We start from the raw sequence: 13,569 nt of genomic DNA, 5'->3' as shown, positions 1-13,569 counted from the left end.
GGCTACTCGCCGAAGAGGTCCGCGTAGGTCGCCATGGCGAGAGCGGCGTCCGCCTGGGCCCAGAAGCGGTGGTAGGTGAACTTCGGCGCCTCGCCGCCGTTCAGGTAGCTCTCCACCTTGTTGAACTGCGGGTCGTCCTCGTAGAAGGAACGGATCGACAGGAAGGTGGAGTTGGAGTCGATCCTGTCGCCGTTCGGCATGGTGCCGGTCCAGCCCGAGGGGACGTACACCTTGTCGTCGAAGCGCTCGAAGTCGGTGCGGGTCTCCTCGACCGCGATGCCCATCGCGTCCTGGTGGTGGTCCCACATGGCGTCCATCAGGTCCTTGGCGGTGGTCCTGGCCTCCTCGTCGCCGGACTTGGCGGCGTAGTACATCAGGGTCTTGGCCAGGGCCGCGGTGACACCGACGTCGGTGGTGTAGTCGCGGACCGTCACGTGGAGGTTCGCGTTGTCACCGGGGTTGGACGGGTTCCAGGTGTCGGGCCGGCCCGACCACTGGAGGGTCGACGGGATCTGGTAGTTGCCGTCGGGGTTGACGGTGATCTCCGACAGGACCCAGTCCACCCACTTGTCCAGGACCTCCTTGGCCGTGGCGTTGCCGGTCTCGTGGTAGAGCTCGGCGACGCGCTCCATCGACCAGGCCTGCATGCCGAACCACTGGTTCGACGGCGGGTCGTGGTAGACGGGCTTCTCGTCGTAGAACATGCCGTAGAAGGTGGGGGTGCCGGACGGCGGGGTGCCGTAGTTGCCGCCCCAGCTGTTGGTCGCGCCGCCCGCGATGGCGCCCTCGTCGGACTGCAGCCAGCGGTAGAACTCGACCTGGCGCTGGAGGCTCTTCTCCCAGTCCGCCACGGCGGTGGAGCCCTTGGGCCGCAGCTCCGGGACGGTGGTCAGCGCGTGGGCCGTCATCGGGTTCTGGTAGCCGAAGTGGTTGTGGCTGCTGCCGATCCGCCAGGCCCAGCCGGCGCTGGTGTCGGTGGCGCCGCCCCAGGCGTAGTACCAGGAGAGCAGGTAGTGCGCGCTGTCCTTGCCGGTGCCGGCGGGGCAGGAGGTGGCTCCGACGCAGTTGCCGATCTTCTTGAAGTACTTGTCGAAGAAGGCGTAGCGCAGGTAGTCGCCCATCTTCGCGGCCTTGGCCAGGGTCGCGGAGATCTCGGACTTCCTGCCCTGCTCCTCGGCCCACAGCTCGGCCCAGTAGGCGGCCTGGATGGCGCGGGCGTCGGCGTCGGGGGCGTTGGTGAACTTCCACTGCTTGGCGTAGCCCTGGTCCTTGATGAACAGGTCCAGGTAGCCGTTCCTGCCGCCGAACTTGAAGTCGTCGCAGGTGGGCTGCGGGACGGTCTCCCAGACCGACTCCTGCGAGCCGCGCTGGAAGGTGTTGATGTACGACGGGCCCTGCTGGTTCGGCCCGCCCTGGCAGACGCTGCCGGGGGCGTTGCCGTAGCCGTAGACGTTGTCCACGTCCTGGAGCCAGTGCATGCCGTAGATGTCGTTGGTGCCGTAGGCGCTGCGCAGTTCGGCCGCGATCGGGTCACGGCCCACGGAGACGCTCGGCTGGATCTCCGACGGGTAGTTCGACGGGTCCGGGTGCTCGGCCGCGTAGGTGGCCGGCTTCGAGGCGTCGTAGAAGCTGTTCGTCGGCTGGTCCGCCTGCGTGGGGATCATGTACTTCTCCATGATCTGCCACGACTCGTTGAACGGGCCCCAGTCCTCGGTGACCTTGCCGTACATGGCCTGGAGCCAGATCAGGTAGCTGTACGCCTCGGAGGTCGTCTCGTGGCCGTGGTCGGGTGCCTCGACCATCAGCGTCTCGACCGAGTGGTAGGGGATGCCCTCCGGGGAGAAGTACCCGTTGGCCGGGTCGAAGATCTTGTTGTAGAGGTCGAGGAACCGCTGCTCGTACTCGCCGGCGTCACCGGAGTTGGCGAGCTGGGTCACCGTGACCTCGGCGTCCTCGTGACCGGGGGCGCTGACGGTGAACGTCGCGGCTCCCGAGCCGCTGTCGGCGGCGGCGATGGTCACGGTCTGGGGGGTGTCCCAGTCGGACGGGGTGAAGGTGAGCCGGTCCCCGCTCAGCACGGAGAGCCCGGAGTTGCCGTCGGTGCGGCGCACGGTCGCCGTCACGGTGGAGGACGGCTGCTTGGAGAGCCGCACGGAGAACCGGCCGGTCTCCCCTTGGCGGATGCCGAGTTGGGCCGGGCTGACGACCAGCGCGGGACCGGCGGTGACCTGGATGCCGACGGGCGTGGACTCGCTCGACATGCCGTTGGAGTCGTGGGCGACGGCGTAGAGGGAGTAGTTGCCCGCGGCGACGTCCTCCCAGTCGAAGCCGTAGGGGGCCGTGGTGTCGGTGCCCAGCAGCTCGGTGTCGCTGTAGAACTCGACCTTCTCGATGGTGGCCCCGGGCTCCTCGGCGCGCGCGGTGGCGGTCAGGGGGACGGTCGCGCCCTCGGAGAAGACCGCGCCCGGCTCGGGGCTGGTCAGGGTGGCGGTGGGCGCGGCGGCGGCGCCGTTGCAGCGGGTGCCGTTGACGGAGAAGGAGGTCGGATCGGTGTTGGTGCCGCTGTAGCTGAAGTTGGCGCCCGCGGTGACGGCGGCGCCGGACGCGATCCTCGTGTTGTACGTCGGATTCTTGACGGTGATGGTCCCGCCCGACTGCGACCACTGGCCGTTCCAGCCCTGGAGCAGCTTCTGGTTGCCGCTGTAGTCGTACGTCAGGGTCCAGTTCTCGATGGGTTCGGAACCCCGGTTGGTGATGGTGACACTGGCGGTGAAGCCGGAGCCCCAGTCGTTCTTGGTGTAGTCGACGCCGCACTGGACGGCTGCGGCCTGCGCGGTGCCTCCCAGGGCCGAGACCGTCCCCAGGGGAAGGGAGAGCACGGCGACCGCCGTCAGCAGCCTTCTGGCTCTGCCCCTGCGGGGTCTCGGTGGCGCTTCCGGTACCGGTAACACTCGCATGCGGGGGTTCCCTCCTCGCGGCTCGGGGGTGTGGGGAGGAGCTGTGCCTGGTGCATGGGACGAGGTGCTGAAACCAGTGGGAGCGCTCCCAAGAGTCAAGGTGGACATGACACCTGTCAAGGGTCTGAACGAGACGACCCCGTCGAAGAAATTCGATTCGCCAATTCCTGAAGGCAGTCTGGCCACATGTGGAAGTTGCCGCTACGTTCTTCCCAACCAGTGGGAGCGCTTCCACAGTCGTGCGCCAGGGACGGCGCGTTCGACCGACCAGGAGCCGCTTCATGTACCCCCCACCGCGCCCCCGGGCGTCGCTCACCGCCGCGGTGCTCCGCGCCGCGTCTCCTCACGACCGCCCTTTCGCCCACGTCCACCGTGCCCCGTCCTCCGTCCCGCCGTCCGTCCCGCCGTCTCCCGGCGCCACGGGCGGGCCGCGCTCCCGGCCGAGCCGGCCGGAGACGGGACCGGAGCGCTCCGTCGCTCCGTACCACGACGGCGGTCGTTCCCCACCACGACGGAGGCCCGCCCTCGTCCTGGGCTCGCACCCGTGACACGACCGCACCCCCCGAACGCGGAGCTGGGCTCCGTCGGCATCCGGAGGACCCCCGGAAGGAAGAGGAAAGATCGCATGACAGGCACCAGTACACCGACGCGCAAGCGTCGGACGGCGTTACTCGCCGCGAGTGCGCTGCTGGCCGGCGCACTCGGCGCGGGCGGATTGATGCAGGGAACCGCGATGGCGGCGCCCGCGTGCACCGTCGACTACAAGGTCACGAACGACTGGGGCTCCGGCTTCACCGCCTCGGTCACCGTGACCAACAACGCCACCTCCACCCTGAACAACTGGAAGGTGGAGTGGGACTACGCCGGGAACCAGAAGGCGGGCCAGGCGTGGAACGCCACCGTGGCCCAGAGCGGCGCGCACGTGACCGTGACCGCCCCGTCCTGGAACTCGACGCTGTCCGCGGGCGGCTCGGCGAACTTCGGCTTCAACGGCACGTACTCCGGGTCCAACCCGGCCCCCACCACGTTCAAGCTGAACGGCACCACCTGCAACGTCGACTCCCAGGACCCCGGCGACCCGGGGGACCCGGGCGACCCCGGTGACCCGAGCGGCGACCGCGTCGACAACCCGTACGCGGGCGCCAAGCTCTACGTGAACCCCGACTGGTCCAGGAAGGCCCGCGAGAGCGGCGGCGCGGCCATCGCCAACCAGCCCACCGCCGTCTGGCTGGACCGCATCGCCGCCATCGAGTCGGGCTCCGCCGGCAGCAACACCATGGGCCTGCGGGACCACCTCGACGAGGCCCTGAGGCAGGGCGCCGACGCGATCCAGATGGTCACCTACAACCTGCCCGGTCGCGACTGCGCCGCCCTCGCCTCCCAGGGCGAGCTCGGACCGACCGAGATCGACCGGTACAAGCGCGACTTCATCGATCCGATCGCGGAGATCGTCGGCGACCCGAAGTACGCCGACCTGCGGATCATCAACATCGTCGAGATCGACTCGCTGCCGAACCTGGTGACCAACGTCGGCAGCCGGCCCACCGCCACCGAGAACTGCAACACGATGCTGGCCAACGGCAACTACGTCAAGGGCGTCGGCTACGCCCTGGCCACGCTGGGCCAGTTCGACAACGTCTACAACTACATCGACATCGGCCACCACGGCTGGCTCGGCTGGGACGACAACTTCGCCCCCGCCGCCCAGATGCTCTACAAGGCCGCCACCGCCGAGGGCGCCACGGTCGACGACGTCGCCGGCTTCGCCGCCAACGTCGCCAACTACGGCGCGCTCAAGGAGCCGTACTTCACCATCAACGACTCCGTGAACGGCACCTCGGTCCGCCAGTCCAAGTGGGTCGACTGGAACCGCTACGTGGACGAGCAGTCCTACGCCCAGGCCTTCCGCCAGGAGGCCATCCGGGCCGGCTTCCGCTCCGACGTCGGCGTGATCATCGACACCTCCCGCAACGGCTGGGGCGGTCCCGACCGTCCCACCGGTCCGGCCGCCAAGAGCAGCGTGGACGCGTTCGTGGACGGCAGCCGCGTCGACCGCCGCATCCACACCGGCAACTGGTGCAACCAGGCCGGCGCCGGTCTCGGCGAGCGCCCGAAGGCCGCGCCCGCGCCGGGCATCGACGCCTACGCGTGGATCAAGCCGCCGGGGGAGTCGGACGGTGCCAGCGAGGACATCCCGAACGAGGAGGGCAAGAAGGCCGACCAGATGTGCGACCCCGACTACCAGGGCAACGCCCGCAACGGCAACAACCCCTCGGGTGCCCTGGACGGCGCTCCGCTCTCGGGCCACTGGTTCCAGGCCCAGTTCGAGGAGCTCCTGCGCAACGCCTACCCGCCGGTCAACTGACCGCCCGACCACCGGCCGACGCGAGTCGGTGACGTGATCCGGGACAGCGGTACGGCGGGAGGGGCCGGTCGGTACGCCGACCGGCCCCTTCACCGTGTTCACCATGCCCGCGACTCCTCGCGGAACCCCGTGGGCAGACCGGGGTTCCGCGAGGGGCCACGACGAGACGGTGAGGAGACCGCCGTGCGACCACGGCCGGACCTACGACGAGGAGCGGCGGACCAGCTCCGTCGGCAGCACCCGGTTCGAGCGGCCGTCCCGGCCCTCCTTGCGCCCCGCGATCTCCTCCAGCAACACCCGCACCATCGCGCGGCCCATCTCCTCGATCGGCTGCCGCACGCTGGTCAGGGGCGGGTCCATGTGGCGGGCGACGGCCGAGTCGTCGAAGCCGACCAGGGCCACGTCGTCGGGGACCCGGCGCCCCGCCTCGCGGAGCACGGCCCGGGCGCCGGCGGCCATCACGTCCGAGGCGCAGAAGACGGCGTCCAGGTCGGGGCGCGCGGAGAGCAGTTCGCGCATGGCGCGACGACCGCCCTCCTCGGTGAAGTCGCCCTCGGCCACCAGGCGTTCGTCCTCCTCCAGACCCGCGGCCCGCAGCGCGTCGCGGTACCCCTGGAGGCGGCACTGGGCGACGTACATGTCCGGCGGCCCGGTGACGGTGGCCACCGCCCGCCGGCCGCGTCCGATCAGGTGCTCCACGGCGGCCTGCGCGCCGCCGGTGTTGTCGCAGTCCACGTACGGGACGGGCTCCTCGCCGCCGCGGCGTCCGCTGAGGACCGCGGGCATCTCGATCTCCTGCAGCAGGTCCGGCAGGGGGTCGTCGGCGTGCACGGAGAGCAGCAGCACCCCGTCCACGCGGTGGGCCGTCACGTACTGGGCGAAGCGGTCGCGCTCCTTGGGCGTGCGGATCAGCGTGAGCAGCAACTGCATGTCGGTGTCGGCCAGTTCGGTGCTGACCCCGCGGATGATGCCGGAGAAGTACGGCTCGGCGAAGAGCCTGGTCTCCGCCTCGGGGATCACCAGCGCGATCGCGTCCGTGCTCCCCGCGGCCAGCGCCCGGGCCGCCCGGTTGGGCACGTAGCCCAGTTCGGCGATCGCCCGCTGGACGGCGGTGCGGGTCTGGTCGCTGACGTTCGCGGCGCCGTTGATCACCCGGGAGACGGTGCCGCGGCCCACCCCCGCGTAGGCGGCCACTTGCTCCAGGGTGGGCCTTCGCCCCCGCCGTCCGCTCACTGTCATGACCGCCTCCCCGGGTTGTCCCTGTTCGCGCGGGACCGTCCGGCCCCGTGCACCAGTATCGATCAGCCACCGAAGCTAACAGCCGGATAACTGCATCGGGTCAGTCTGTCCATTCCCTTGACACCCGCGCCAGGGAGCCGCGACCCTTCAACTCATCACGTCTGGGAGCGCTCCCAACCGACCTGACCCATACAGAACCCGCACGTTCCCACCCGAGCCGCAGCACCGACCCCGTCACCGCGGCCCCCCACACTTTCCCTCGGCCGGGAGTGAAACGTTCAGGGCGCTAGGAGGACGCAGTGCGCAAGACCCGCACCACCCGGAGAGCCATGGCCATCGTGGCCGCCGCGACCATCGGCACCAGCCTGCTCGCCGGGTGCGCGAGCGACGACGACCCGGGCACCGAGGCCGCCGGCGGCGACGACGGCAGGACCGTCATCACCGTCGGTCTCTTCGGAACGTTCGGCTTCAAGGAGGCCGGGCTCTACGAGGAGTACGAGAAGCTCAACCCGAAGGTCAAGATCAAGCAGACCGTCATCGAGCGGAACGAGAACTACTACCCGCAGCTCCTCACCCGCCTCGCCAGCAACAGCGGCCTCGCCGACGTCCAGGGCATCGAGGTGGCGAACATCGCCGAGGTCGTCCAGACCCAGGCCGACAAGTTCGTGGACCTGGGCAAGGCCCAGGGCGTCTCCAAGAGCGACTACTTCGACTGGAAGTGGCAGCAGGCCACCACCCCCGACGGCAAGACCATCGGCCTGGGCACCGACATCGGCCCGATGGCGATCTGCTACCGCAAGGACCACTTCGAGGCCGCCGGCCTGCCCACCGACCGCGAGGAGGTCGGCAAGCTCTGGGCGGGAAGCTGGGAGAAGTACCTGGAGACCGGCAAGAAGTTCACGGAGAACGCCCCCGAGGGCGTCAAGTGGGTCGACTCCGCCAGCGGTCTGTACAACGCGGCCATCTCCTCCAGCGCCACCCGCTACTACGACGACAAGGGCGAGGTCATCTACAAGACCAACCCCGACGTCAAGAAGGCCTGGAACATCGCCGCGGAGGCCGCCGCCGAGGGGATGACCGACAAGCACGAGCTCTTCACGGACTCGTGGAACAAGGCCATGAACAACGGCACCTTCGCCACGCTCTCCTGCCCCGCCTGGATGCTCGGCTACATCCAGGACAAGGGCGGCGACAAGGCCCAGGGCAAGTGGGACGTCGCCCCCGCCCCCAAGCCCGGCAACTGGGGCGGTTCGTTCCTCGGCGTGCCCGAGAGCGGCAAGAACAAGGAAGAGGCGATCAAGTTCGTCGCCTGGCTGACCGCGCCCACCCAGCAGGCCAAGCTCTTCGCCGAGCGCGGCAGCTTCCCCAGCGCCCCGAAGTCGTACGAGACCCCCGAGGTCTCCGACGCCAAGCACGAGTTCTTCTCCGACGCGCCCATCGGCAAGATCTTCTCCGACGCCGCCAAGGGCATCCCCACCCAGGTGATCGGCCCGAAGGACCAGGTCATCCAGGAGAACATCACGCGCACCGGTCTTCTCCAGATCGAGCAGAAGGGCCTGTCCCCGGCCAAGGCGTGGGACGCGGCCACCAAGGCAGTCGACAACGCCCTGGACGAGTGATCGACAAGTGACCACAACCGGTTCACCGGTGTCCGCGCCCCCCGCGAAGCAGGGGGGCGCGGGCCCGCGCCACAGGACCGCTCCCCCCTCCCGCGAGGACCGGCGGCGGGAACGCCGCAGCCGCTGGTACCAGCGGGACGTGAAGTGGAGCCCGTACGCCTTCGTCGCCCCGTTCTTCCTCTTCTTCGGGGCCTTCAGCCTCTTCCCGCTCCTCTACACGGGGTGGGCGTCGCTGCACAAGGTGTCCCTCACGGCCCCCACCGAGATGGAGTGGGCCGGCCTGCACAACTTCACCCGGCTGTTCGAGGACGAGTTCTTCTGGAACGCCCTGCGCAACACCCTCAGCATCGGGATCATCTCCACCGTTCCGCAGTTGCTGATGGCCCTCGGCCTGGCGCACCTGCTGAACTACAAGCTGCGCGGCGCGACGTTCTTCCGCGTGGCGATGCTGGCCCCCTACGCCACCTCGGTGGCCGCGGCGACCCTCGTCTTCGTCGTGCTCTTCGGCCGTGACTACGGCATGATCAACTGGGCCCTGGGGATCGTCGGCCTCGATCCCGTCGACTGGCACAACGACACCCTGACCTCCCACGTCGCGATCTCCACGATCGTGATCTGGCGCTGGACGGGCTACAACACCCTCATCTACCTCGCCGCCATGCAGGCGGTGCCGAAGGACCTGTACGAGTCGGCGGCGCTGGACGGCGCCTCGCGCTGGCAGCAGTTCGTCCACGTCACGATCCCCGCGCTGCGGCCGACGATCCTGTTCACGATCGTCGTCTCCACCATCGGCGCGACCCAACTCTTCGGTGAGCCCCTGCTGTTCAACCCCGGCGGCGGCGCGAACGGCGGCGCGGACCACCAGTACCAGACCCTGGGCCTGTACCTGTACGAGCAGGGCTGGGTCAACCTCCACCTGGGCCGGGCCTCCGCCATCGCCTGGATGATGTTCCTGATCCTGCTGCTGATCGCCCTGATCAACTGGGTGGTCGCGCGCGCCATGCGCAGGAGCGAGCTGGGTCGCGAGTCCGCGAGGAGGCGGTCATGAGCCTGCTGACGAAGTCCGACCGCGCCGCGGCGGGGGTCCCCGCGCCCCGGCGGGACGAGGAACGGCGGCGGAGCGGCCGGGGCCGGGCCCGCAGCGCCGGCGGGCAACTGCACGGCGGCAGGTTCGCCTACGCGGTGCTGATCGTCGTCACCGTGATCGCCCTGTTCCCGCTGTTCTGGACGGCCGTCGCCGCGTCCCGCAACAACACCCGGCTCGCGGAGATGCCGCCGCCCTTCTGGTTCGGCGGCAACCTCTTCAAGAACCTGGGGATCGCCTGGAGCGACGCCAACATGGGCCTGGCGCTGCTCAACACCACGATCGTCGCCGGATCGATCGCGGTGGGCACCGTGCTGTTCGGAACGATCGCCGGGTTCGCCTTCGCCAAGCTGCGGTTCCGCTTCCGCAACCTGCTGCTGATGCTGACGATCGGCACCATGATGGTTCCGCCGCAGCTCAGCGTGGTGCCGCTGTTCATGGCGATCGCCGAGCTGGAGTGGACCAACCAGCTCCAGGCCGTCATCCTGCCGACCCTCGTCAGCGCCTTCGGCGTGTTCTTCATGCGTCAGTACCTGGTGGAGGCGCTGCCGACGGAGCTGATCGAGGCCGCCCGCGTGGACGGTGCGAGCAGCCTGCGCATCGTGTGGCACGTGGTCTTCCCCGCGGCCCGGCCGGCGATGGCCGTGCTCGGCATGTTGACCTTCGTGATGGCCTGGAACGACTTCTTCTGGCCGATCATCGCGCTGACCCAGGACAACCCGACCGTCCAGGTCGCCCTGACCGGCCTGGGCCGCGGCTACATCCCCGACCAGTCGGTGATCATGGCCGGCGCCCTGCTCGGCACCCTTCCGCTCCTGCTGATCCTCACCGTCTTCGGCAAGCAGATCGTCGGCGGGATCATGCAGGGGGCCGTCAAGGGCTGACCTCCGGCCGGTTCTCTTCTCACCCCACACCCGCCCCTTTCCGTACGACCTTTGATGGGAGCGCTCCCATATGAGCCAATCCGCTTTCCCCGCCGACTTCCTCTTCGGCTCGGCCACCTCCGCCTACCAGATCGAGGGCGCCGCCAACGAGGACGGGCGCACTCCGTCGATCTGGGACACCTTCTGCCGTACACCGGGGAAGGTGCTCGGAGGCGACACCGGCGACGTCGCCGTGGACCATTACCACCGCTGGCGCGACGACGTCGAGCTCATGGCCGACCTCGGCCTGAACGCCTACCGCTTCTCCATCTCCTGGCCGCGCGTCCAGCCGACCGGCCGCGGGCCCGCCGTCCAGCGCGGGCTGGACTTCTACCGCTCGCTCGTCGACGCGCTGCTGGAGAAGGGCATCACCCCCTGGATCACCCTCTACCACTGGGACCTCCCCCAGGAGCTGGAGGACGCCGGCGGCTGGCCCGAGCGCGCCACCGCCGAGCGGTTCGCCGAGTACGCCTCGCTCGTCGCCGACGCGCTCGGCGACCGCGTGGAGCGGTGGACCACCCTCAACGAGCCCTGGTGCTCGGCCTTCCTCGGCTACGGCTCGGGCGTCCACGCCCCCGGCCGCACCGACCACACGGCCGTGCTGCGCGCCGCCCACCACCTCAACCTCGCCCACGGGCTGGGCGTCCAGGCGCTGCGCGCCGCCCTTCCCGGCCGCGCCCGGATCGGCGTCAGCATCAACCCGGCCGCCGTCCGCGCCCTCACCGACGACCCCGACGACCTGGACGCCAAGCGGCGCATCGACGCCCTGGCCAACCGGATCTTCGACGGCCCGATGCTGCGCGGCGCGTACGACCAGGACCTGATCCAGGACACCTCGCGCCTGACCGACTGGAGCTTCGTCAAGGACGGCGACCTGGCGGACATCAACCAGCCGCTGGACACGCTGGGCATCAACTACTACACGCCCACCCTGGTCTCGGCCTCCGCCGACCGGAAGCTGCCGCGCCGCGACGGCCACGGCGGCGGCGCGCAGTCCCCCTGGCCCGCCGCGGACGACATCGCCTTCCACCAGACGCCGGGCGACACCACCGACATGGGCTGGACGATCGACCCGACCGGTCTGCACGAGCTGCTCATGCGCTACCACCGCGAGACCGGCGGCATCCCGCTCTACGTCACCGAGAACGGCATGGCCTGCGACGACAAGCCGTCCCCCGACGGCACCGTCCACGACCCCGACCGCATCGCCTACCTGCACAGCCACCTGGGGACGGTGCAGCGGGCGATCGCCGACGGCGCCGACGTCCGCGGCTACTTCCTGTGGTCCCTGATGGACAACTTCGAGTGGGCCTACGGCTACAGCAAGCGCTTCGGCGCGGTGTACGTGGACTTCGAGACCCAGGCGCGCATCCCCAAGTCCAGCGCCCTGTGGTACGCGCAGGTGGCCCGGACCGGCGTGCTCCAGGAGCCCGACGCGGTGCGGGAGCCGGTGGCCGACTGACGGGACCGGACGGGGCCGGCCGGTCCCGAACGGCCTTGGGCGGGGCGCAGCGGGTGTGGGGGGTGGAGACCGCTGCGCCCCGCCTGTCGTGGGGGGTGGCTGGTACAGACGGAACCCCGAGGGGCTCCACGAGGCGAGGAGTGCTAGAGGAGCGCTCCGGCGGTGGACCCCCGCGGGCCTCCCGCCGCACCGTCGTACGCGGACCCGTGGGTCCCGACGGTGTCCGCAGTGGCGTCCGCCGTGGCGTCCGGCGCGCCCTGCGGGCCCGCCGTCACCGCGCCGGCCAGGACGAGTCCTCCGACCGCGACGATCGCCGCCACGGCCGCGTCGGCGATCGGCCGCCGCCGCCCGCTCGGGCGGCGCCACTGTACGGCGATGCTCCTCATCCGCTCCTGCCTCGGTCCGGTGGGGAACGTGGACAAGGAGCACGCTAGCGACTCCGATTCCGGCGAAACACCCGTTCCGGGCGCCCGATCCGGGACTTATGCCTCCCTTAAGGCGGGCCTACGGAACCGCTGAGGAACCGCCACTGTCGGCGCGCGCGCCGTCGCACCGCGTGTCCGCGGCGGCGGCCGGCGCCGTCCGCCGGCGCCCCGCCCAGGGACAGCCAGACACGGACCTCCGTCCCTCCGAGCACCGAGCGGCCGATCCGCACGTCGCCACCGGTGGACTCCGCCACCCGCCGCACGATGTCCAGGCCCAACCCCGTCGATCCGGGGCCGCCGTCGCCGTGGCCGCGGCGCAGTGCCGCGTCGGGGTCGTCGATGCCCGGCCCGGCGTCGGAGACCAGCACGATCACCGAGTTGCCCTCGACGCTGTGGTGGACGTCCACCGCGAAGGCCGTGCCCTCGGGGGTGTGCCGGAAGACGTTGCCGAGCAACGCGTCGAGCGCCGCGGCGAGTTCGGCCCGGGCCACGGGCACGCGGACGGGCCGCTCGACGCCGGCCAGCCGCACCTCGCGCCCCTCGTCCTCGGCGAGCGCGGACCAGAAGGCCATCCTCTCCCGGATCACCTCGGAGGCGTCGCAGACGGCGCCGGCGCCCGGCGCTCCCGGGGGCTGGGTCCGCTGTTCGCGGGCGGTGCGGATGATGTGGTCCACCTCGCGCTCCAGTTGCGCCACGGCCTCGCGGGTCTGCTCGGCGGCGTCGCCGTCGCCGAGCGAGGCGGCGTTGAGCCGCAGCACCGTCAGGGGCGTGCGCAGCCGGTGGGAGAGGTCGGCGGCCAGTTCGCGTTCGTTGGCCAGCAGTTGGGCGACCTGGTCGGCCATGGAGTTGAACGCGGCGGCGGCCCACCGCAGTTCGGCCGGCCCCTCCACCGGGACGCGCACGGCCAGCCTTCCGGCGCCCAGTTCCTTCGCGGCCCGGGCCAGCCGTTCGGCGGCGCCGACCATCCGGGTGCCCAGCCGGTCGGCGATGACGACGGAGGCGACGACGAGGGCCAGCCCGGTCCCGGCGAGGACGAGCCAGGCGGTGGCCACGCCGTTGGTGACCTCCTCCTCGGGCACGAACACCTCGATCACCACGGTCTCGGTGGTCACGACCGGCTGGAGCAGCGCGAAGCCGCCCTCGACCGGGATGACGGTGGCCCCCCGGAGCCTGGCGACGGTCTCCATCTCCTCGTCGGGCACCCGCCGCCTGCCGAACTCGGCGACGTCGCCCTTCTGGTCGGAGGGCGCGTACACCGCGATCCGCCCGTCGGTCCCCGCCTGGGTGCCGGCCAGCGCACGGTGGAGCTGGTCGCGGTCACCGGTGATGGCCAGCACGGGGATGACGGTGCCGGCCAGCCGCTCGGCGTTGGAGAAGGCCCGGTCCCGGGCCATCTCCTTGACGACCAGCGCGAGCGGCACGGCGAAGGCGACCACGACCATGGCGGTCACGGCGATGCACACCTTGACCAGTGCCCACCTCATCCGCCCCTCCC

9 protein-coding genes are annotated in these 13,569 nt (G+C 70.5%); 5 read left to right on the top strand and 4 right to left on the bottom strand.

All coding sequences use genetic code 11. The features are described from left to right. Nucleotides 1–2: 2 nt before the first annotated feature. Nucleotides 3–2,957, bottom strand: a complete 2,955-nt coding sequence (locus ABD335_RS07525) for a glycoside hydrolase family 48 protein (RefSeq protein ID WP_344321315.1) — start codon at nt 2,955–2,957, stop codon at nt 3–5. A gap of 625 nt (nt 2,958–3,582) precedes the next feature. Between ABD335_RS07525 and ABD335_RS07520 the strand changes: the two genes are divergently transcribed. Further along, nucleotides 3,583–5,322 (top strand): glycoside hydrolase family 6 protein, encoded by a 1,740-nt coding sequence (locus ABD335_RS07520; protein WP_344321314.1) that lies wholly within the window; start codon nt 3,583–3,585, stop codon nt 5,320–5,322. A 201-nt stretch (nt 5,323–5,523) separates the two neighbouring features. On the opposite strand, the gene ABD335_RS07515 is transcribed toward ABD335_RS07520, so the two are convergent. Further along, complete coding sequence (locus ABD335_RS07515) at nt 5,524–6,561, bottom strand: LacI family DNA-binding transcriptional regulator (RefSeq protein WP_344321313.1); 1,038 nt, start codon at nt 6,559–6,561, stop codon at nt 5,524–5,526. Between the two features lie 329 nt (nt 6,562–6,890). Here ABD335_RS07515 and ABD335_RS07510 point away from each other — a divergent pair, with 329 nt between their 5' ends. From ABD335_RS07510 to ABD335_RS07495, 4 genes are all read left to right on the top strand, one after another. Next, nucleotides 6,891–8,180 carry an ABC transporter substrate-binding protein gene (locus ABD335_RS07510; protein WP_344321348.1) on the top strand — a complete coding sequence of 430 codons (1,290 nt, stop codon included), beginning with the start codon at nt 6,891–6,893 and terminating at the stop codon, nt 8,178–8,180. 28 nt (nt 8,181–8,208) lie between these two features. Then, nucleotides 8,209–9,228 carry a carbohydrate ABC transporter permease gene (locus tag ABD335_RS07505; protein ID WP_344321312.1) on the top strand — a complete coding sequence of 340 codons (1,020 nt, stop codon included), beginning with the start codon at nt 8,209–8,211 and terminating at the stop codon, nt 9,226–9,228. Continuing rightward, the gene (locus ABD335_RS07500; RefSeq protein ID WP_344321311.1) at nt 9,225–10,148 is read left to right on the top strand and encodes a carbohydrate ABC transporter permease; all 924 of its coding nucleotides are present in this window, start codon (nt 9,225–9,227) and stop codon (nt 10,146–10,148) included. Before ABD335_RS07505 ends, ABD335_RS07500 begins: the two co-directional genes overlap by 4 nt. Before the next feature lie 70 nt (nt 10,149–10,218). Further along, nucleotides 10,219–11,649 (top strand): GH1 family beta-glucosidase, encoded by a 1,431-nt coding sequence (locus ABD335_RS07495; RefSeq protein WP_344321310.1) that lies wholly within the window; start codon nt 10,219–10,221, stop codon nt 11,647–11,649. A 143-nt stretch (nt 11,650–11,792) separates the two neighbouring features. On the opposite strand, the gene ABD335_RS07490 is transcribed toward ABD335_RS07495, so the two are convergent. Together ABD335_RS07490 and ABD335_RS07485 are read right to left on the bottom strand one after the other, a co-directional pair. After that, the gene (locus tag ABD335_RS07490; protein ID WP_344321309.1) at nt 11,793–12,035 is read right to left on the bottom strand and encodes a hypothetical protein; all 243 of its coding nucleotides are present in this window, start codon (nt 12,033–12,035) and stop codon (nt 11,793–11,795) included. Nucleotides 12,036–12,142: 107 nt separating this feature from the next. Continuing rightward, entirely contained in the window at nt 12,143–13,558 is a 1,416-nt protein-coding gene (locus ABD335_RS07485) for a sensor histidine kinase (protein ID WP_344321308.1), read from the bottom strand. Nucleotides 13,559–13,569: the final 11 nt, after the last annotated feature.

The sequence above is a fragment of the Streptomyces macrosporus genome (assembly GCF_039533145.1).
Lineage (GTDB): Bacteria > Actinomycetota > Actinomycetes > Streptomycetales > Streptomycetaceae > Streptomyces > Streptomyces macrosporus.
Note: the sequence above shows the minus strand (reverse complement) of the source record. Positions and strands in the feature narration are given on the sequence as shown.

What these genes read in the sequence shown, in the direction of transcription:
- ABD335_RS07525 (WP_344321315.1), bottom strand. Translation starts at nt 2,957, where the DNA reads ATGCGAGTGTTACCGGTACCGGAAGCGCCACCGAGACCCCGCAGGGGC.
- ABD335_RS07490 (WP_344321309.1), bottom strand. Translation starts at nt 12,035, where the DNA reads ATGAGGAGCATCGCCGTACAGTGGCGCCGCCCGAGCGGGCGGCGGCGG.
- ABD335_RS07510 (WP_344321348.1), top strand. Translation starts at nt 6,891, where the DNA reads ATGGCCATCGTGGCCGCCGCGACCATCGGCACCAGCCTGCTCGCCGGG.
- ABD335_RS07500 (WP_344321311.1), top strand. Translation starts at nt 9,225, where the DNA reads ATGAGCCTGCTGACGAAGTCCGACCGCGCCGCGGCGGGGGTCCCCGCG.
- ABD335_RS07485 (WP_344321308.1), bottom strand. Translation starts at nt 13,558, where the DNA reads ATGAGGTGGGCACTGGTCAAGGTGTGCATCGCCGTGACCGCCATGGTC.
- ABD335_RS07520 (WP_344321314.1), top strand. Translation starts at nt 3,583, where the DNA reads ATGACAGGCACCAGTACACCGACGCGCAAGCGTCGGACGGCGTTACTC.
- ABD335_RS07495 (WP_344321310.1), top strand. Translation starts at nt 10,219, where the DNA reads ATGAGCCAATCCGCTTTCCCCGCCGACTTCCTCTTCGGCTCGGCCACC.
- ABD335_RS07515 (WP_344321313.1), bottom strand. Translation starts at nt 6,561, where the DNA reads ATGACAGTGAGCGGACGGCGGGGGCGAAGGCCCACCCTGGAGCAAGTG.